The sequence below is a fragment of the Psychrobacter sp. MF31 genome, from assembly GCF_012847335.1.
In the GTDB taxonomy this organism is placed as follows: domain Bacteria; phylum Pseudomonadota; class Gammaproteobacteria; order Pseudomonadales; family Moraxellaceae; genus Psychrobacter.
The window spans coordinates 63811-82810 of sequence record NZ_JABBDX010000002.1 but is presented as its reverse complement, the minus strand read 5'-3'; the positions used below and the strand labels follow the sequence as shown (position 1 = coordinate 82810).

Below are 19000 nucleotides of genomic sequence, written 5' to 3'. Positions count from 1 at the left end.
CCGCGACAGTATATTTAAAACCCCCTGCGGCGGCATCTCGGGGTCGGACACTCGCCCGATCGGCTCCAATCTGGCGTTGTAAAACGATCAGTCAAGCAGCTGAATTTGCCAATTATTCGCTTGAATGAGGATGTTAAGCTTACGAAGCTGCATGGCAATGTCGTCAGCTTGTTGTTGTAGGGGCGCGGTGGCAATAGTGGCTGTCCAGCGGATTTCGCGGGCGCTGTAGCGCTCAGTTTCGCTGCGACTAGCGTCAATAGCATCTATCAACAGCTTATGGCGCATTTCAAGCTCGTCGCGTTCGATGAGCAGGCTAAGCATGGTTTCGCCTGACTCGATTTTGGCAGCGGCATTGGTTCGGTGAATCCGCGCAATCAACGCTGATAAGTCGCGGATCAGCTTTTGGGCGCTCACAATCAGCTCATTTGGGTTTTCGCTTGGCGCATCGCCTTCTTGGACTTTGGCGTTGTTGGCAATTCGCGACTTAAGCTGCGCTAAATTTTTTTGCAAGTCGCTTCGGATTAATAGGGCTTCAGCAAGGGTCATCATTTTGCCTTAAAGAAGTTATCAAAAATCAGGCGTTTTTATTTTTGAGGCTCATGCCTTAATTTTTAAAGAAGTTTTAAACCAGTATAGTGGTTTTCTCAAAGGTTCGCCAGCGCACTTTGATTATTCATGATTGAGCTAAATAGAGCAACTGTCATTGTTATCATTTAAATTTACAATCAAGTTAGCAGGCGTATAAAAAAGTTTTGCTTTAGTGTTTTGCCAGATTTTAATTACTAAAATTTGCTTTGCTATGATTATGGCACAAAAAAAGCAGCCAAATAATCGCGTTATTTGGCTGCTTTAGTATATCAAGTGGCGATCAAATCAGATTACAACGCGATTTGTTGAGCTTCGCCTTTTGCAATCGCAAGATCAGCGGCAACTGAAGCAATTGCCAAGTCTTGTAAGCCAACGCCCGTACCATCAAAAATGGTAATTTCGTCGTCAGAGCTACGACCTGGGTGCTTGCCATTGATCACATCACCAATAGGCGTGATGTCGCTTTCTTTAATCAGCCCTTGCGCCACGGCATGCTGAGCTTCACCAATGGTGATTGATTGGGCAATCTCATCGGTAAAGACAGTTGCAGCAGCAATCAGTTCAGGATCAACTTCTTGTTTGCCTTTGGTGTCGGTTCCCATGCAAGCAATGTGCGTTCCAGGTTTGATCCACGCTTTCATAAGTAGTGGCTCAAACGCTGAAGTGATGGTGATAATCACATCAGACTCAGCGCCCAACTGATCACGCTCAACCACTTCAAACGGGATTCCTGCTTCTTCAGCAATGGCTTGCAAGTTGCCTAGGCGGTCTTTGTTTTCATTCCAAGCAACGATTTTTTCAAACTTGCGCTGCTCAAGGGCGGCGCGAAGCTGAAACGTTGATTGGTGACCTGCGCCGATCATGCCAAGCACTTTGCTGTCCTTTCGCGCCAAGTGGGCAATAGAAACCGCTGAAGCTGCGGCAGTACGAACGGCAGTTAGGTAGTTACCGCCAACCAGTGCGCGCAATTTGCCGGTATCAGGATCGAACAAAAAGATGGTCGATTGATGGTTGGTTAAGCCCTTGGCTTCGTTTCCTGGCCAGTAACCGCCAGATTTTAGCCCAAGCGCTTTGCCCGCGCGATCAAATCCTGATTTAAAGCCATATAACGCATCGGCATAGCCAATGGCTTCACGGATGACGGGGAAGTTGTACGCATCGCCCCGCGCCATTGCTGCAAAAACGCTTTCAACGGCTTTAAAAGAAGATTCGCGATCAATCACGGCTTTACAAGCGGCTTCTGAGACGATAACAAGACCGCCTTGGTTTTCCACACTCATTACAAACTCCTTGTAGTTACTTACGCGAAATCGATGCGATTAGTAGGCACGACCGCGCGCAGAAACTGGCCAAACGGCTTCAACTTTACCGTTACGAACGCCGATGTAGTAATCATGAATGTTACAAGTTGGATCACAGTGACCTGGAACCAATTTCAATTTTTCGTTGATTTTTAATACGCCTTTTGGATCGCTAACTACGCCGTGCTCATCAGAACACTTCACGTATTCAACATCGTCACGACCGTAGATGAATGGCAAGCCGCTATCCACTGATTGTGCTTTTAGACCGGCATCAACGATGGCTTTGTCGGCTTTAGCGTGGCTCATAACTGAAGTCAATAAGAACAGCGCATTTTCCCACTCGCCGGCGTCAATACGGTTGCCATCTTCATCCAAGATACGACCGTAGTCAGCGTCCATAAACGCGTAAGAGCCGCACTGAAGTTCGTTATAAACGCCTGAGTTACTTTCAAAGTAGTAGCTACCAGTACCGCCACCTGATACGAATTCTGGCTTAAGACCGATTTCAGTTAGCGCATCAACGGCGTCTTTAACTTGATCGATCGCCGCTTGAGTCTTAGCTTTACGATCCGTGTAGCTGTCCATGTGCTGCATCGCGCCTTGGTAAGCTTGGATTCCGGTGAACTTCAAGTTTTCAGCGGCATCGATGGCTTTGGCAATCTCAACAACGGCTTCAGTAGTGGTAACGCCACAGCGACCAGCGCCGCAATCGATTTCGATGTAGCAGTTAAGCTCAGTACCGTTACGAACGGCCGCTTCTGACAATTCAGCAACGTTGTTAACGTCATCAACACAAACGGTGATTTTAGCGCCCAATTTTGGCAATTTAGCTAAACGGTCGATTTTAGCAGGATCACGAACTTGGTTGGATACCAACACGTCTTTGATGCCGCCGCGAACGAACACTTCAGCTTCAGAAACTTTTTGGCTGCAAATACCAATCGCGCCGCCAAGCTCTTCTTGCAATTTTTGAACGTCGACTGATTTGTGCATTTTGCCATGGCTACGGTGACGCATGTTGTGTTCTTTAGCGTAGTCGCCCATTTTTTTGATGTTGCGCTCAAGGGCGTCTAAATCCAAAATCAAGCAAGGGGTTTGGATATCTGCTTCATCCATACCAACTTTAGCAGGAACGTTAAAGCCAACTTCTAATTCAGTATCTGACATTGTAATTTCTCCATGGTCGTCAGGTTATAAAGGGTAGGGTTTTAATCAATCGTATAATTAACAGTTGTTCCAAGGCAATTTGTCAAGATCAACGTTGCCGCCGGTGATGATCACGCCAACTTTTTTGCCCGCAAACACGTCTTTGTTTTTCAAAATGACTGCAAGAGGAACTGCACAGCTTGGCTCAATCACGATTTTCATATGGCGCCAAGTTAACTTCATCGCTTCAATGATTTCTTCTTCGGTTGCCGTCAAGATATCAGTGACATAATTGCTAACAAAATGCCAAGTCAAATCTTTTAAAGGCACTTTTAAGCCATCAGCAACGGTGCTTGGGGCATCATCAGCAATGATATGACCGGCTTTGAACGAGCGCGCGGCATCGTCTGCATTTACTGGCTCAGCGGCATAAATTTTTACATTTGGCGCAAGGTTTGATAGGGTCAAGCAGGTTCCTGAAATCATGCCGCCGCCGCCGATTGGGGCGACAACTGCGTCAAGATTTTCGCCGCGCTCTTCCATTTGCTCAAGCAATTCGCGTGAGCAGGTTGCTTGACCGGCAATCACGCGTGGGTCATTGTAAGGATGGACAAAGTCGCCGCCAGTTTCGGCTTGGACTTTAGCAAACACTTCTTCGCGCGAGCTGGTTGATGGCTGGCACTCAGTGATGATCCCGCCGTAACCTTTAACCGCATCTTTTTTTGCTTGTGGGGCGCTGTAAGGCATGACCACGTTACAAGGCACACCGCGTTGACCGGCGGCATAAGATAATGATAACGCATGGTTTCCTGAGCTGTGCGTACAAACGCCGTTTTTCGCTTCTTCATCAGACAAGCCAAATACTGCGTTTGAGGCGCCGCGAACTTTAAACGCGCCCGCTTTTTGGAAGTTTTCACATTTAAAGAACATCTCGCAGCCTGCCATCTCGTTTAAAAAACGTGAGGTCAAGACGGGCGTGCGGTGGATGTATGGCTTAATGCGCTCATGAGCCTCAAGCATATCATCTAAAGTTGGGATGGTTAAGCCGTCTTCGTTTGTAATCATAAAAATCTCCTTTCAAATGATGTTTGGTTGATCTTGCAATGATTTCAAAGTTTTTTTGCGATTTGGCTGATTCAATAAAATCAACCAATGTCATATTTACTTTTGAGCACTGCCATTTAAATAACGCGGTTTTATTAAAATTTTTGCTTGTAGTAGCTAGCCCACAAAATTTTTTGCCAAGCCCCTTGAACTAAGGCGCTTAATAGTTTTGCCCGTTCTATACCAGTTGTGGTTTTAAAAAAATATGAGGATAACTTTTGGGGTATCAGGAAGACAGATTAGCCACTTCCTAGCGCCTTTTTTGCTTGGCAACAATTTGTCAGCCACGAGCGATACTTTGCTTTTAAATTAAGATAACCTAAAATTTAGGCGCAAAGATGAATCAAGCACGATTGTTACTTAGCGATATTTGGTTTATGGATTACAAAGGAGGGCTGAGCATTTTGAGTAACATCCTTGCCATCGTAAAACCGTTATAAAAATTATATTTCAGGGTTTTTAACCAGATTGTCGTAAAAGTCTTCCTGACCTTTACTATTTATTTTTCGTATCTTGCAGATCCAAGCAGTGATCATACTGAGATAGAGGTCTTGCAGAGGCTATCCTGCGGAAACTATGAGGGTTTTTTGCTAAAGTCGGTGGCAACAGAATTTATGACTAAGCCTAGCTGCAACCGCAATACAAATTTTTACTTAACATACCGAAAATCACGCTAAATTACAAGCCAAATTTGAAATAATTTAATAAAAGGCAGTTTGATTTACTAAGCTATCGCCAAAAAATGAGATATATCATTAAGGCTTTATGATAGCGAATTATTACAGTTTTTAAAAGTTGAGCGCTGTCAGCTATGGCTTAAACGCTGAAACCATGTCTTAATTTTTGTCCAAAATGAGGGATTGGCATCGGCGCTTTGGGTTGGAAACGCCGCGATTAACTGTTGACAAGTGGGGTATTTTTGCTGCAATTTTTGTAAATAATACGCGTGGTCTTTGTGAATAAAGCCGTCTAAGATGTCTTTAGGATCAGATGTATCATGATGGCAGCTGCCGTTTTCACGGTTCCAAGCCAAATAAGGCACAATAGGTTTAGCAATGCTTAATTTGTCATTTTCGCAGGTAAGCTTAGCCACGGTCGTAATGGTATAGTCGTTTGGCTGACTACCATCAGAGTTGTACCCAAGACCAACCACTAAGTCGCCGGCGGATACCTTTTTTGGTTCAAAGTCACTTTGCCACGTCTTAGGCGTTCGGTAAATCAACTTGGTCGGCAGCGTCCGAAAAGTAAAGCGATGGCTGCTAAATTGCCAATCAAAGCTATTGGGATTGCTTGGGATTGGCAGCGCTTTGATAGACTTGATGCGACCAATAAACACATCATTAGGGGTCAATGGCATACAAGACCAAGCCGCTTGCGAGCTGATAAGCAAGCTTAATGCTAGGGGCAAATGCCATATAAGTTGGCTTTTTTTGGTTAGATTCTTACGGATCAAATATTTTTGCCTAGTTTCACAAGTCTATTTTAAGGACAAATAAATAAGCTTTAAAAAATACCAAAAGATAGTTTAAACGACTTCTAGATGACCCACCTGATGATAAGCGCGGTTAAAATAAACCAAGCTTTCGCTTTGTTGGCTTTGTTTGATTGCAAGGACGCGGCACATAAAGATACTATGCGTGCCAACTTGCTGGATTTGTTCAATCTGGCAATCGAAGCTCACAAGCGCGTCTTCTAAAATCGGCGCTCCTGTGGTTAATTGCGACCAAGAACCATGCTCAAATCGCTCGTTAGAGGGCAACTTGGAAGCAAAAACGTTGGAAATTTGCTCATGATGAGCGCCTAAAACATTGACGCTCAAGGTTTTATTGTCCACAAAATGCGAGTGCGATCTTGAGGCATGATTCATGCAAACGAGCAAGGTTGGCGGCGTGTCAGTCACGCTACAAACCGCCGATGCGGTAAACCCATGACTGCCTGATGCGCCATTGGTGGTGACCACATTGACCGCGGAGGTCAGCAGCGCCATGGCATTTTTAAAATCAGTGGCTTCAATCATGACAAAATCCTAACGTTAACAATGACTTATTTTAACTCGTTTGACAGCTCTTGACGAACGATTTTTGTCCCTAAGCTTAACGCTTTAAGCTTATCTTGGGCTACTTGACGCGGTAGCGGAGCCATGCCGCAGTTGGTTGAGGGGTAAAGCTTATCCGCATCAACAAATTGCAAAGCTTTTCTTAAGGTATTGGCGACTTCTTCTGGCGTTTCAATAGTATGGGTTGCCACATCAATCGCTCCAATCATTACTTTTTTGCCACGGATTAATTCAATTAACTCCATAGGAACGCGTGAATTTTGACATTCAAGCGAGATGATATCGATTTTTGACTGCTGCAATTTTGGAAATGCTTCTTCATATTGTCGCCATTCAGAACCCAGCGTTTTTTTCCAATCCGTGTTGGCTTTAATGCCATAACCGTAGCAAATATGAACGGCGGTTTCGCATTTAAGCCCTTCGATTGCGCGCTCAAGGGTTGCAACACCCCAGTCATTGACGTCATCAAAAAATACGTTAAAGGCAGGCTCATCAAATTGAATAATATCAACGCCCGCTGCTTCAAGTTCGCGCGCTTCTTGGTTTAAGATTTTAGCAAATTCCCAAGCCAATTTTTCACGGCTTTTGTAATGATTGTCATAAAGCGTATCAATCATGGTCATAGGCCCTGGTAGCGCCCATTTGATTGGTTTGTCAGTTTGAGCGCGTAAAAATTTAGCATCGTCAACAAACACCGGCTTTTGACGACTCACCGCGCCAACAACCGTCGGAACGCTGGCATCATAACGATTGCGAATTCGAACGGTTTCGCGATTTTCAAAATCGACGCCATCCAAATACTCAATAAAGGTGGTCACAAAATGCTGGCGCGTCTGCTCGCCGTCGCTGACAATGTCGATTCCGGCGTGAACTTGTTCTTGTAGTGACAATCGCAGCGCGTCTTGCTTGGCTTCAAGCAATGGCTCGCCTTCTAATTTCCAAGGCGACCACAGCTTTTCAGGCTCAGCAAGCCAAGACGGTTTTGGAAGGCTTCCTGCGGTTGAGGTTGGTAATAGTAATGCCATAATTTTTCAGTCTTTTTATTCGGTTTTAGGGTTTAAGCAGTTTGCCTTTTAGGCTCAAATTAGGCGACGATTTGCGTCACGTCATAATTTGCTGCCCAATTTTCTAAAATATTTTGGTAGGGCTTGATGAACTGCTCTTCGGTAAACTTGCCTTGTTTTACTGCCAATTGGCTGCGCTCTTCGCGATCATACTCAACTTGAGTGAGCGAGTAGTCTTGATAGTTTAAGCTTGGCTGATAGACTTGCGCGGCGGTGGAGTTGGCATTATAAATTTCAGGGCGATAAATTTTTTGGAACGTCTCCATCGTGCTGATGGTGCTGATCAGCTCCAAATCGGTGTAATCACTGAGCAAGTCGCCGGCAAAATAAAACGCTAAGGGCGCCGCGCTGCCTTTAGGCATAAAGTAGCGAACGCTTAAGCCCATTTTTTGAAAATAATCATCGGTCAATGAGTACTCATCTTGCTGGTATTCCACGCCCAAAACTGGATGCTCATTGGTCGTTCGCTGATAGGTTTTGCTGGTTGACACGCTCAGGCAAATCACCGGCTGCTTGTTAAAATTGGCTTGATAAGCTTCTGAATTTAATAAATATTGAAATAATTTGCCATGAAGCTCACCAAACTCTTTGGGCGGCGGGCAGGATGGATTTTTATCAAAATGCTCAAGCAATAACACGCTAAAGTCATAATCGCGAACATAAGAGGAAAAGCTATTACCAACGATACCTTCAATTTTTGTGTTCGTTTTATGATCAACCACGGTGGTTTGCAGCATTTCAATGACCGGAAAGCTGTTGCCATTGCCTTCGATATCCATCGTGGCAGAAATAATATCTACTTCCACAGAATAACGATCCGCCGTTGGGTTGTCCCAATGAGCTAGAGCGTTGAATCGGTTGTTAATCATGGTAAGCGTTTTGCGTAAGTTGTCTTCGCGCTGATCACCGCGTGCTAAATTAGCAAAGTTGGTGGTCAGCCGAGTGCTGTTCGCAGGGCGATAGTTTTCATCAAAACGAATCTTGTTGATGGCGCAAGTAAACTGGTGGCTCATAGTGATCTGCCTTAACGGTTAAGATAAAACCAAATATGTGATTGAAGCCATCATAACTAAAATTTTACATGAATAAAAATGGTTTAAATTAAATAAAAGATGAATATAATTCATTATTGAAATGATTGGCTACAATAATCACTAATAGGAGCAACGGATCGGTTTGAGAATTGGTTGAAAATTCTAAAAAATGATCGCAAATAAAGCGAGTCATTTACAAGTTTTCCAAATTTATCCTGAAACTATTTTATCCTCAAACTATAAAAACTATATCTCCTAGGAAATCACATGAAATTTATCGAAATCTCTCAGCCTGGTGGTTCAGAAGTGCTTAAAGTTAGCCATCAAGACATACCTTCGATTGGCAATGATGAGGTATTAATTGGTGTTAAAGCCGCGGGGGTAAATCGTCCTGATATTTTGCAGCGGCAAGGCAAATACCCTATGCCAGCAGGCGTGACCAACGTTCCGGGGCTTGAAGTTGCAGGCATCATCGAGTCGATCGGCAAGGATGTCGTTGGGTTTTCTGTTGGCGATCAAGTTTGCGCGCTGACCAATGGCGGGGGCTATGCCGAGTATTGCGCGGTTCCCTTTACCCAAGTTTTGCCCATGCCAAAAAATTTAAGCTTTATGGAAGCGGCGGCAATTCCGGAAACCTTTTTCACCGTTTGGGCAAATCTTTTTGATTTGGGGCGGGCGTCAAAAGATGATGTCGTCTTGATCCATGGCGGAGCAAGTGGTATTGGCTCTACGGCGCTCATTCTTTGCAAAGCTTTGGGTATCAAAGCGATAAGCACGGTTGGTCAGGATGATAAAGTTAACGTTCTTAGTCACTATGGTAAAATCATTAACTATAAAAAAGCAGATTTTGAAAAAGAAGTGTTGTCGCTTACAAAAGGAAAAGGCGTTGATGTCATCCTTGATATCGTCGGCGCGCCCTATTTTAATAAAAACATGACCTTGCTTAAAAAAGATGGTCGATTAGTCATCATTGGCTATATGGGCGGGCAAGTTGTCGAGCGGTTTGATCTTCAGCAATTGATGCTTAAAAGAGCGACGATTACAGGCTCGACCATGCGCGGTCGCAGCGCTGAGGAAAAGCATATTATTGCTAAAGAGCTGGTAGCAAAGGTTTGGCCGTTGATTGAATCAGGAGAGTGTAAGCCCATGATTTATCAAGTATTTGACTTCAATGACGTTAAAAAAGCTCATGAAGCGCTTGATAAAGGAGATCATATCGGAAAAGTGGTTTTGACGTTAGAGACCTAGAACCTGTAAGCGATTTAAAATTTCTTGAGCCTTTTCCAAAATTGTTTTTAACTTGTAGCTTGAAGTAAAAAATAAAGCGCTTAAGATATTAAAACTTGTTCAAGCCAAAAAAATCCCCTCAGAGTAAGGAGGGGATAAAGTGAAAAGGATGAAGCAGTTAAATTAAAGGTCAAGGGTGATCTCATTGCCACGGGCGCGGGAAACACAAATCATCATGGTGTTTTGCGCTGCTTTTTCATCCTCATCTAAATATTGATCCAAATGCTCCGCTTCGCCTTTGAGAATCGCCGTTTCACAAGTTCCGCAGACACCCTCACGGCATAAGCATTCGACCTCGATATTAAATGACTCTATAGCCTGTAATATGGTTTGCTCGGGTTGAACTTCGATCGTTAAGTCTGACTTGGCTAAAATGACGGTAAAAGCATTGCCATTTTCAGTAGTGATCGGCGCAAATTGTTCCCAGTGAATATTGTCTTCATGGTGCTGATATTTATGACAAGCCTCAATTGTGGCGTCAATCATTGGTTTAGGACCACAAACATAAATATGCGTTCCTATCGGCTGCTCTGAAATCAATGACTCTAAGTCCAAACAAACCCCATCTTGACCGTCGTAGGTTTTAACATGATCGGCAAAAACACGGTCATCTAAATGGCTTAATAAATGGGCATAATCAGGCGTGCGATAACCATAATGAAGCTCATAATTGGCATTAAGCTGAGCAAGTTTTTCCATATAAGTGATAAATGGGGTGACCCCAATACCGCCTGCCACCAAAAGATGCTTTTGGTCTGATGGACACAGCTCAAACAAGTTATTTGGTGAAGAGATTTCAAGCTTAAACCCTTCAACGCAATGATCGTGCATAAATACAGAACCGCCTTTGCCCGTATCTTCTCTTTGAACACAAACCTGATATTGGCTCAAATCATCAGTAGCACTGACTAAAGAATAAGCATTTGAAAAATCCTCATTCGTTTTTACAAAAATATGGCTGCCTGCGGTGAACGGCGGATAGGGCTGACCATCCGCGCGCTGAAAAGTAAAACGCTTCACTCTAGGATTGAGTGGTTCGACTTTAGTTACTATAGAAGCAAACATTTGATAATTTTCTGACATTTTTAGCTCCTATTAAGAGAGTTCTAACAACAGTAAAAGTTAACTTATTGATACCTAGATACCTAGATACCAAGGCACAAATATTTTATGGTGAGAAATTCTTCTAAGCCATATTTAGAGCCTTCACGACCAATTCCAGATTGCTTAACCCCGCCAAAAGGTACAACTTCGTTTGAAATGGCGGTTGAATTCATACCGATCATGCCGTATTCAAGCTGCTCTGAAATGGTAAACACTCGTGAGATATTTTCGGTATAAACGTAAGCGGCCAGTCCATAAATGGTATCGTTGGCTTGCTCAATGACCTCGTCATCATTTTTAAAGCTGATAATCGGTGCAATAGGACCAAAAATTTCTTCTGAGACGATATTCATATCTTTATTAACGTGAGTTAAAACGGTCGGTTCAAAGAAAGTTGCGCCAAGATCATGACGATTGCCGCCACAAGCTAAAACTGCGCCATCATCGCAAGCTTCTTTGATCAGGCTTTGAACTTTGGTAATCGATTTTTCATTAATTAACGGTCCGATATTCACTTTATCATCTAAGCCATTGCCTACTTTTAAGGTTTTTACCGCCGCAATAAACTTATCGGTAAAGGCTTGATAGACGTCTTCATGGACATAAATTCGATTAACGCAAACACAAGTTTGACCGCCATTACGGAATTTTGCCATCAGCGCCCCTTCGACCGCTTTGTCTAAATTGGCATCATCAAAAACAATTAATGGCGCATTGCCACCAAGCTCTAACGCCACTTTTTTAATGGTAGCGGCACATTTACCCATGAGCAGGCGACCGATAGGCGTTGATCCGGTAAAGGTGAGTTTTTTGACCTTTTCGCTACTGGTTAACACATCGCCGATGGTTGCAGAATCGCCCGTAATAACATTGATAACACCAGCAGGAACGCCAGCTTGTTCAGCAAGCTTAGCGATGGCAAGGGCACAATAAGGCGTCTCATTGGCAGGTTTGATGACGATCGGGCAGCCCGCCGCTAAAGCAGGAGCGGCTTTACGAGTAATCATCGCAAGCGGAAAGTTCCAAGGTGTGATTGCCGCAACCACGCCTAAAGGCTCTTTTGTGATGATAAACCGCTGATTTTTATTGGTGGTTGGGATAACATCGCCATAAATGCGTTTGCCTTCTTCAGCAAACCACTGGATAAACGACGCGGCATATTTTACCTCGCCAAGCGCTTCGCTAAACGGTTTGCCTTGTTCCGTCGTCATAATCAGCGCTAAGTCTTCGGCATTATCTAGTGTGAGCTTATGCCATGATAAAAGGATGTCTGCTCTTTCTTGAGCGGTCATCGCCTTCCAAGATTTAAAAGCATCGTAAGCTCCATTGATGGCTTTTGCGGTTTCATCGCGCCCCATATTAGGAACGAACCCTATGGTTTCATTGGTGGCGGGGTTAGTGACGGTTACGCAGGCGTTACCTTCTGCCTCGACCCACTGACCGTTGATATACGCCGATTGCTGAAACAAGTCTTTGTTTTTTAAATTTTTCATTGCTGCTCCCAAGGTGGTGATTGACTCGGTAGAGGCTTTTAAATCAAGCGCTCTACCTCATCTTATGATCTGTTGGCTATTGATGATATTGAGCAACAAGGCTTTGGAAATAAGCTACGCCGTGCTCGCTAAGCCCTGAGCGTTGTCGATCGGACATGATTCTGCCTTGACCACGGTAACCGCGTGATTTTAGACCGCGCTGAACACTTTCAACTAAGTCCAAATCTTCAGGACGAAAGACATGCTTGTACCACTCAATCAAATCTTTTTGATCTTGGGTGAGCTCTTCATTTAAGAAGTAAATATCATAATGTTGAAGGGTGGTTTCTTCATCAACTGGGAACTCATAAATGACCGTCATAAAATCGCCACCCGGTGGCACGTTGAACATGGTGCAAGGCCAGACCCAAAAACCGCTAAAAGAGGCGTCAGTAACCGACGGGTCAAGTTTGAACGACTTTTCAGAAGATCGCGCATAACCAAACTGAAGCGTCCAGTTTTCATGGATAGTATGCCAATATTTATCAACTTGAACAGAATCTGAAAATCCTGGATGGGCAGGACCACAGTGGTAACATTCTTGATAGTTATCGACAATCACTTTCCAGTTTGATGCGGTGTTGGTGACAAAACGCGCCGCAAGCTTGAGATCGTTGATGACAGGGCAGGTTTCAGTAAGTTTTTGACCAAACCCTGGTAGCTGATCTTCGACACAAGTCGCCTCAGGGTCCATATTGATATAAATAAAACCAGCATACTCTTCAACTTTTAAAGAAACTAAGCTGAAGTCTTCTTTATCAAAGTTTTCAACATTTTCGCAGTTGCGAGCCAAGGCTAGCGTTCCATCAAGCTTAAACGTCCAAGCATGATAAGGGCAGGTAATGACGTTTTTTGATTTTCCTGATCCGGTAAGCAGTTCATGACCGCGATGGGGACAAACATTATAAAACGCTCGCAATACGCTATCTTTACCGCGAATAACAATGATATTTTCGCCAACCACCATTCTAGTAAAGTACTCGTTAGGTTTTGCAACTTCACTCACATGCCCAACACAAATCCAGCTCTTTGCAAAAATCTCTTCTTTTTCTTTTTCAAAGACGGTTTTGGACGTATAAAAAACTTTAGGTAAGGTATACGCATTATCAACGTCTTTGCAGAAATCTTCAGGTAACGCTTCTATCACATCTTCGTTTGCTTGATGAGGTACTTTCATAGTGAACTCCTTGTTGGTATTTACGGTGCTTTTTTCATGAGCATTCATAACTTTCTCCCTGTTAGAAAATGAATTTAAACGCTGTAAAACATGAGTTAATATTCATTTTCCATTGCCATTTATAACTGGTAAAAATCTCAATGGTTGTTAACGCTAAGTTTTAGGTATCGACACTATAATTTCCTCCTGAGTATTCCGATGAATTTGATTTTCTGATAGGGACGGATCTTCTGTTATAAGCTGATCCTCGGCGACAAGTTGGTCAGCTTGAATCCGTTTTAAAGACTCACCTTTTTCGCCTTGCTCAATCAGATAAGAGGGCAGGTGAGCATAGTCTTCTCGTAACCATTTTATCAGCCCAAAGGTCTGGGTTAAGATGATTAGGATAAATGGTAGCGCGGTGATGACCGTTGCCGTTTTCATCGTATCTAAAGGCGCTTTAGAAAAAATCATAGCAAGCGGCAATAGGGTCAACATCACACACCAAAATAGCCGAGTTCGTGGTGAGGGGTCTTCACCTTCTCTTAAGCCTTTAGAACACGTTGCTGAAACGGCATATCCTACGGCATCCATATGAGCGGCTAAGAAGATAACGGTGATGGCTAAGAATATCCACATCATTATGGTGCCGCCGGGTAACAGTGCCAACAATTGCGATATGGCAACTTCACCACCTTGAGCACTCAATACGCTAGGAACGTCAATTAATCCATTAACAAACTGATAGATGCTGTAGTTTTCAAGAACACCAAAGAAGATCCACATTCCCACGCTACCGCCTACCAACATCGCTAACAGTACTTCTCTGATCGTTCTGCCTTTTGACACTCGAGCGACAAATAGTGCAACTCCCGGTGCATAAGATGTCCACCAAAGCCAATAAAATACGGTCCACTCTCGCGTAAATTTGCCATCGCCAAATGGGTCGGTGAACAGACTCATGCTGACAAAGTTGGTAAACATGGTGCCGACACTATTAACCGTATTATTTAAAATGAAATCGGTAGGACCAAAAAAGAAGACGTAAGCCACAAAAGCGATGACAGCGTAGCAAACCATAGAACTAAGCCGCTGCATGCCTTTATCCATACCAACATAGGAACTCAGCGCAAATAAAACGGACACGCAAAGCACAAATATCGCATTGGTCATGAAGTTGTTCGGGATGCCGGTCAGCGCTGATAAAATATTCGTAAAAGTAACCGCGGTAAGCACCAATGAGATGGTTAAAGCGCCAAACATACATAATAAAAATAGTAGATCAACAACGCGTCCTACAACACCCGTTGCTTTAAATCCTGTGATAGATTCTATGATGGACGCAAGGCTTAGACCTTTATTTTTACGAACATGGAAGCTATAACAAAGTGAAATTGATGCAAGAGCATAAATTGCCCAAGCACTGACCGTCCAGTGAAACATGGTATAGGGAACACTGTAATTTAAAGCCTTAGCGGTATTTGGCGCAATATTTAGCCCAGGCGTTTGATAATAATACGCCCAGTCTAAGAATCCCCAATATAAAGTTGAAGATCCTAAACCTGCCAATAAAAACATAAAAATCCAAGATGACGTTTTATATTCAGGCTTACCTTCGCCAAGCTTAATGTTGCCGTACTTACTAAAAGCAAGACCCACCACAAATACAATGGCAAAAAAACCAAACAATAAAACGGGGGTCGCAAAAACTTTGGTACTCCAATACAAAAGTTTTTCTGTAAAGTCGATGGACGCTTTTGAATAAACGGCAAGCGCAAATACGGAAATAAAAACGATAGATAAGCTTGTGATTGCTAAAAACTTATCCAGCTTTACAGCGCTTGGCTCTTTTATTCGTGACTCTGTTTGCTTGATATCCATATCAATAAGTCCTTTTGTATTATTGATCTTAAGTCAATAACTTAAATCACATCCCAATTTCAAAAATCATTGAAATCACTTATCTATCATCTTTCTTAGTACTTTTATCACTCCAATAAAGCAAATCACTTATATCAGATCAAACGATGGTTAATTGCTTTTTATCCACTCGGCAATGGCATCGCCAACGTCACTTGTGCTTGCCGTACCGCCTACATCAGGCGTTTTGGGACCATTGACTAAGACATGTTCAATACCTTTCATAATGTCTTGACTGGCATTAACAAAAGCCTCATCTCCATCTCCTAAGAAATCAAGCATCATCGCGCCTGACCAAATAGCCGCAATGGGGTTTGCAATATTTTGACCGAAAATGTCAGGTGCAGAACCATGAACCGGCTCAAACATTGATGGGAACTTGCGTTCTGGATTTAGGTTAGCTGACGCTGCCAAACCGATGGTTCCTGTGCAGGCAGGTCCCAAATCAGATAAGATGTCCCCAAAAAGATTGGAGGCGACCACCACATCAAAGCGTTCGGGTTGTAACACAAAGCGGGCAGCTAAAATATCCACATGTTGCATATCCAACTTGATATCGGGATAGTTTGCCGCCATCTTAGCCACACGCTCATCCCAATAGGGCATGCTTATCGCAAGACCATTAGATTTTGTAGCTGCCGTGATCTTTTTAGCATCGCGATGATTTGCAAGCTCAAATGCGTACTTTAAAATGCGATCGACGCCATGACGGGTAAAGATTGCCTCTTGAATGACAAACTCACGATCTGTACCTTCAAACGCTTTACCGCCAATATCTGAATATTCGCCTTCACTATTTTCACGGACGACATAAAAATCTATATCGCCAGGTTTTTTATTCGCTAAAGGGGAGGTCACACCGGGCATTAAGCGCACCGGACGTAAATTCACGTATTGATCAAACTGACGTCGAAATTGTAACAACGATCCCCAAAGTGAGATGTGATCCGGCACTTTTTCAGGCCAACCAACCGCGCCAAAAAATAGGGCATCGTAGTCTTTTAAGGCATCAAACCAATCATCAGGAAGCATCTTGCCATGCTCAAGATAATAGTCGCAGCTCGCCCAGTCAAAACTGTCAAAATCTATTGAAATGTCATATTTTTCAGCAACGGCATTGACGACTTTCATGCCCTCTGGCAAGACTTCAAGCCCGATACCATCACCTGCTAATGCCGCTATTTTTAAAGACTTCATAGTGTAAAGCTCCTGATTTTTGGTTTCTTCCTTGACATTTATGATGCTTAGGTAAGAATAAAGGAGCAACAACCTAATCGTTAATATAAGGAACACAGATCGTGAATAATCTTCCTAGCCTTTCAGATTTAAATGTGTTTTATACCGTTGCAAAAAAGAAGAGTTTTACAGCGGCAGCCGATGAGCTTGGCGCATCTCCGGCTTATGTCAGTAAGCGCATTCGTATCTTAGAAAATACCCTTGACTGCAAATTATTTCATCGCAGTACGCGGCATATTAGCCTGACAGAAGATGGAAAATTGGTACTTGAGCGGGTTTTTCACATTCTCAATGAGTTTGAAAAACTAGAAGATGTCTTAAACAATCCGGAAAATTCACCAACCGGTAAGATAAGCATAGTGAGTAATTTTAGCTTTGGCGGCGCCCATGTCACGCCGATTTTGTCAAAATTAATGACGTTATATCCTGAGCTTGAAATTCAATTTAGCACGGTTGATCGCACGTTAGATTTAATTGCCAATAGCGTGGATTTAGAAATTTGCGTCGGCAATGACGTCGATCCTAATATGATTGCTAAAAAACTTTTACCCAATTATAGAATTATTTGTGCTGCTCCGAGTTATCTAGAGATAAATAGCGAGCCTGATGATTTACACGATTTAAACCATCATACGGTGCTTGCAACCAGACAAAGAGAACAATTAAATCATGTTTGGAAATTAAGAAGCCCTATGGAAGATATTTCGATTTCTATAGAACCAAAATTTACTTCTAATAATAGCGATATCATAAAAAGATTGGCAATTGATGGCAGAGGCATTATGCTCTGCTCAGTTTGGGATGTTATAGAAGAAATACGAACGAATAAGTTAGAACATATTTTAACCAGTTATTGGCAAGATGCGGATATTTGGGCAGTTTATCCTTCTCGATTAAAAACGTCTTCTAAGCTGAAGATTTGTATTTTGTTTATTCAAACTGAACTATCAAATCGGTTGAGTGTCTTAAACGATTTAACTAAAGGTAAAAAAATATTGGCACATACAACTAATACTCAGATAGAGAAAATTTTTATTTAAGCATATTATAAGCTTAATATTTTAGAGAATTTAAAAATTATAAACCTAATTACAAATTTAATAGTTTTATAGTTGATTTGTTAAATCTAATGTTTTAGATAAGACTTAAGTAAAATAAAGATATAGCCAAATTAGCCTAAATTTTTTATAAAAAATAGCAACAGCTTAGAAATTTTAGAGTCATTAATTCCTCCAAAAATCAGTCAAAAAAACGCCTTAGAAAGCTGATTAAAATCCATAGCTTGAGAGTTATGAAAGATACCGTTTTGCCATATATTTACCCAATAAAGGTAAGCAAAATGCCGGTAATTGAAACGCCCCCAGTAACGGTAAAAACACCGCGCCCATAAAAGGTACCGTTATGGTGTAAGCTAGCAATACATTGCGACCGCCACAAACTAGCGCAGCGACAATGGCATTTTCATCGCCAAAACGCCGATATATGAAATAAGCAGTAAAATAAAACACCAATGCCAATACAGAGCTGAGCACCAGTAATAGCAACGCTTGCCACGGATCATGATCAAACGTAGAACGAAATCCTGCCATCAGTCCAAGTGGAAATAACATGAGGAGCAAAATATTAAACTGACCAATTTTGGGATAATAACGTAATAAAATAGCAGGCGACACGAACCGGCGCACCCCCACTGCGAGCACCATGGGCAAAACAATATAAACGAACAAGCGTTTGATATAAAGACCGGTGTCTAAATGCGCATTTTTATCGCCTAAAAACCATAAGACGCCTAATAAAGTGCATGGCATAACAAGAGTAGCCGCGATAGTTTTTGCTGTCGCCAGTTGAGCATCAAACCCCACCGCATTGACCAATGCGCCGCTCCCGAACAATGGCGCAGTAGCGCCCAGACCTGCGATCGCCAAGAGCCAATCGCCACGTAAACCAAGCATGTAAGCGATTAATGTTAAAACTAGACTCATTCCTGCGCTTTGAAATAAAGCAAAAACCCAAACATAGCGGGTCGCTATCCGCTTTAATAGCGCATATTGGTCGATGCCGAGCAGCGTAAAAAACATCAAAAAAAACAGTACTTGCGGTAAATACACCAATACGGCATTGGATAAGTCTGGAAAAACAAAGCCTACAATTGCGCAAACTGGCATAATTAAGGTGCTATGACGCGCAATAAAACGAAGAAGCATGACCCTTCCTAATAAAAAATGTTCAAAAAAAGCGGGTATTATTTTACCATCTGTTATGAAAATAATGCCCACATGATACGCTTTTAGTAGGGCAGTTGTTGATATTAATTGCTGCTTATGGCTTATGGTGTTTTCACCGCCACGCTTTTTTATGCTCAGATGACTCTTATTGTCTTCACTTTTTGATATTTTTTTATCAAGAAGATGAAATTTGATGCTTTACTTTAGCAGTGGCTTTGCTTGTTGTTTAACTTTAATCTCTGCA

At 42.6% G+C, this 19000-nt stretch carries 16 protein-coding genes; 2 read left to right on the top strand and 14 right to left on the bottom strand.

The genetic code is table 11. The annotated features are described in order from the left end of the window. Positions 1-87 precede the first annotated feature (87 nt). The 8 genes from HF322_RS03580 to HF322_RS03545 all read right to left on the bottom strand — a co-directional run bounded on the left by HF322_RS03580 (position 88) and on the right by HF322_RS03545 (position 8275). Positions 88-546: a DIP1984 family protein gene (locus HF322_RS03580; protein WP_169392044.1), complete on the bottom strand. Its 459-nt coding sequence runs from the start codon at positions 544-546 to the stop codon at positions 88-90. 332 nt (positions 547-878) lie between these two features. Next, positions 879-1868 carry an iminosuccinate reductase BhcD gene (gene bhcD, locus HF322_RS03575; RefSeq protein WP_169392043.1) on the bottom strand — a complete coding sequence of 330 codons (990 nt, stop codon included), beginning with the start codon at positions 1866-1868 and terminating at the stop codon, positions 879-881. Between the two features lie 39 nt (positions 1869-1907). Continuing rightward, the gene (gene bhcC / locus HF322_RS03570) at positions 1908-3059 is read right to left on the bottom strand and encodes a 3-hydroxy-D-aspartate aldolase BhcC (RefSeq protein ID WP_169392042.1); all 1152 of its coding nucleotides are present in this window, start codon (positions 3057-3059) and stop codon (positions 1908-1910) included. 57 nt (positions 3060-3116) lie between these two features. Next, positions 3117-4103, bottom strand: a complete 987-nt coding sequence (gene bhcB / locus HF322_RS03565; RefSeq protein WP_169392041.1) for a beta-hydroxyaspartate dehydratase BhcB — start codon at positions 4101-4103, stop codon at positions 3117-3119. Positions 4104-4947: 844 nt separating this feature from the next. Then, positions 4948-5499 carry a hypothetical protein gene (locus HF322_RS03560; RefSeq protein WP_169392040.1) on the bottom strand — a complete coding sequence of 184 codons (552 nt, stop codon included), beginning with the start codon at positions 5497-5499 and terminating at the stop codon, positions 4948-4950. Positions 5500-5667: 168 nt separating this feature from the next. Beyond that, on the bottom strand, positions 5668-6159 hold the full coding sequence (locus HF322_RS03555) for a flavin reductase (RefSeq protein WP_169392039.1): 492 nt from the start codon (positions 6157-6159) through the stop codon (positions 5668-5670). A gap of 26 nt (positions 6160-6185) precedes the next feature. Then, positions 6186-7223, bottom strand: coding sequence for a methionine synthase (locus HF322_RS03550; RefSeq protein ID WP_169392038.1), 1038 nt, complete (start codon positions 7221-7223; stop codon positions 6186-6188). A gap of 59 nt (positions 7224-7282) precedes the next feature. Continuing rightward, positions 7283-8275 (bottom strand): DUF1852 domain-containing protein, encoded by a 993-nt coding sequence (locus HF322_RS03545; protein WP_169392037.1) that lies wholly within the window; start codon positions 8273-8275, stop codon positions 7283-7285. Positions 8276-8563: 288 nt separating this feature from the next. On the opposite strand from HF322_RS03545, the gene HF322_RS03540 reads away from it, so the two are divergent. Further along, entirely contained in the window at positions 8564-9544 is a 981-nt protein-coding gene (locus HF322_RS03540; protein ID WP_169392036.1) for an NAD(P)H-quinone oxidoreductase, read from the top strand. Positions 9545-9706: 162 nt separating this feature from the next. On the opposite strand, the gene HF322_RS03535 is transcribed toward HF322_RS03540, so the two are convergent. The 5 genes from HF322_RS03535 to HF322_RS03515 form a co-directional block, all read right to left on the bottom strand. Next, entirely contained in the window at positions 9707-10666 is a 960-nt protein-coding gene (locus HF322_RS03535; protein WP_169392035.1) for a PDR/VanB family oxidoreductase, read from the bottom strand. 62 nt (positions 10667-10728) lie between these two features. Next, a complete protein-coding gene (locus tag HF322_RS03530; protein WP_169392034.1) occupies positions 10729-12180 on the bottom strand; it encodes an NAD-dependent succinate-semialdehyde dehydrogenase in 1452 nt (483 codons plus the stop codon). Between the two features lie 76 nt (positions 12181-12256). Further along, a complete protein-coding gene (gene cntA, locus HF322_RS03525) occupies positions 12257-13396 on the bottom strand; it encodes a carnitine monooxygenase subunit alpha (protein WP_169392033.1) in 1140 nt (379 codons plus the stop codon). Between the two features lie 153 nt (positions 13397-13549). After that, a complete protein-coding gene (locus tag HF322_RS03520) occupies positions 13550-15256 on the bottom strand; it encodes a BCCT family transporter (RefSeq protein ID WP_169392032.1) in 1707 nt (568 codons plus the stop codon). Positions 15257-15406: 150 nt separating this feature from the next. Then, complete coding sequence (locus HF322_RS03515; protein ID WP_169392031.1) at positions 15407-16492, bottom strand: tartrate dehydrogenase; 1086 nt, start codon at positions 16490-16492, stop codon at positions 15407-15409. 101 nt (positions 16493-16593) lie between these two features. Between HF322_RS03515 and HF322_RS03510 the strand changes: the two genes are divergently transcribed. Next, complete coding sequence (locus tag HF322_RS03510; RefSeq protein ID WP_169392030.1) at positions 16594-17571, top strand: LysR substrate-binding domain-containing protein; 978 nt, start codon at positions 16594-16596, stop codon at positions 17569-17571. A gap of 249 nt (positions 17572-17820) precedes the next feature. On the opposite strand, the gene HF322_RS03505 is transcribed toward HF322_RS03510, so the two are convergent. Next, the gene (locus HF322_RS03505; protein ID WP_169392029.1) at positions 17821-18735 is read right to left on the bottom strand and encodes a lantibiotic ABC transporter permease; all 915 of its coding nucleotides are present in this window, start codon (positions 18733-18735) and stop codon (positions 17821-17823) included. Between the last annotated feature and the right edge of the window lie 265 nt (positions 18736-19000).

Bases quoted from the DNA above. Each gene is read 5' to 3' on its own strand.
- cntA (WP_169392033.1), bottom strand. From the start codon at position 13,396: ATGAAAGTACCTCATCAAGCAAACGAAGATGTGATAGAAGCGTTACCT.
- HF322_RS03560 (WP_169392040.1), bottom strand. From the start codon at position 5,499: ATGCCATTGACCCCTAATGATGTGTTTATTGGTCGCATCAAGTCTATC.
- HF322_RS03505 (WP_169392029.1), bottom strand. From the start codon at position 18,735: ATGCTTCTTCGTTTTATTGCGCGTCATAGCACCTTAATTATGCCAGTT.
- HF322_RS03545 (WP_169392037.1), bottom strand. From the start codon at position 8,275: ATGAGCCACCAGTTTACTTGCGCCATCAACAAGATTCGTTTTGATGAA.
- HF322_RS03535 (WP_169392035.1), bottom strand. From the start codon at position 10,666: ATGTCAGAAAATTATCAAATGTTTGCTTCTATAGTAACTAAAGTCGAA.
- HF322_RS03520 (WP_169392032.1), bottom strand. From the start codon at position 15,256: ATGGATATCAAGCAAACAGAGTCACGAATAAAAGAGCCAAGCGCTGTA.
- HF322_RS03550 (WP_169392038.1), bottom strand. From the start codon at position 7,223: ATGGCATTACTATTACCAACCTCAACCGCAGGAAGCCTTCCAAAACCG.
- HF322_RS03515 (WP_169392031.1), bottom strand. From the start codon at position 16,492: ATGAAGTCTTTAAAAATAGCGGCATTAGCAGGTGATGGTATCGGGCTT.
- HF322_RS03540 (WP_169392036.1), top strand. From the start codon at position 8,564: ATGAAATTTATCGAAATCTCTCAGCCTGGTGGTTCAGAAGTGCTTAAA.
- HF322_RS03555 (WP_169392039.1), bottom strand. From the start codon at position 6,159: ATGATTGAAGCCACTGATTTTAAAAATGCCATGGCGCTGCTGACCTCC.
- bhcD (WP_169392043.1), bottom strand. From the start codon at position 1,868: ATGAGTGTGGAAAACCAAGGCGGTCTTGTTATCGTCTCAGAAGCCGCT.
- bhcB (WP_169392041.1), bottom strand. From the start codon at position 4,103: ATGATTACAAACGAAGACGGCTTAACCATCCCAACTTTAGATGATATG.
- bhcC (WP_169392042.1), bottom strand. From the start codon at position 3,059: ATGTCAGATACTGAATTAGAAGTTGGCTTTAACGTTCCTGCTAAAGTT.
- HF322_RS03530 (WP_169392034.1), bottom strand. From the start codon at position 12,180: ATGAAAAATTTAAAAAACAAAGACTTGTTTCAGCAATCGGCGTATATC.
- HF322_RS03580 (WP_169392044.1), bottom strand. From the start codon at position 546: ATGACCCTTGCTGAAGCCCTATTAATCCGAAGCGACTTGCAAAAAAAT.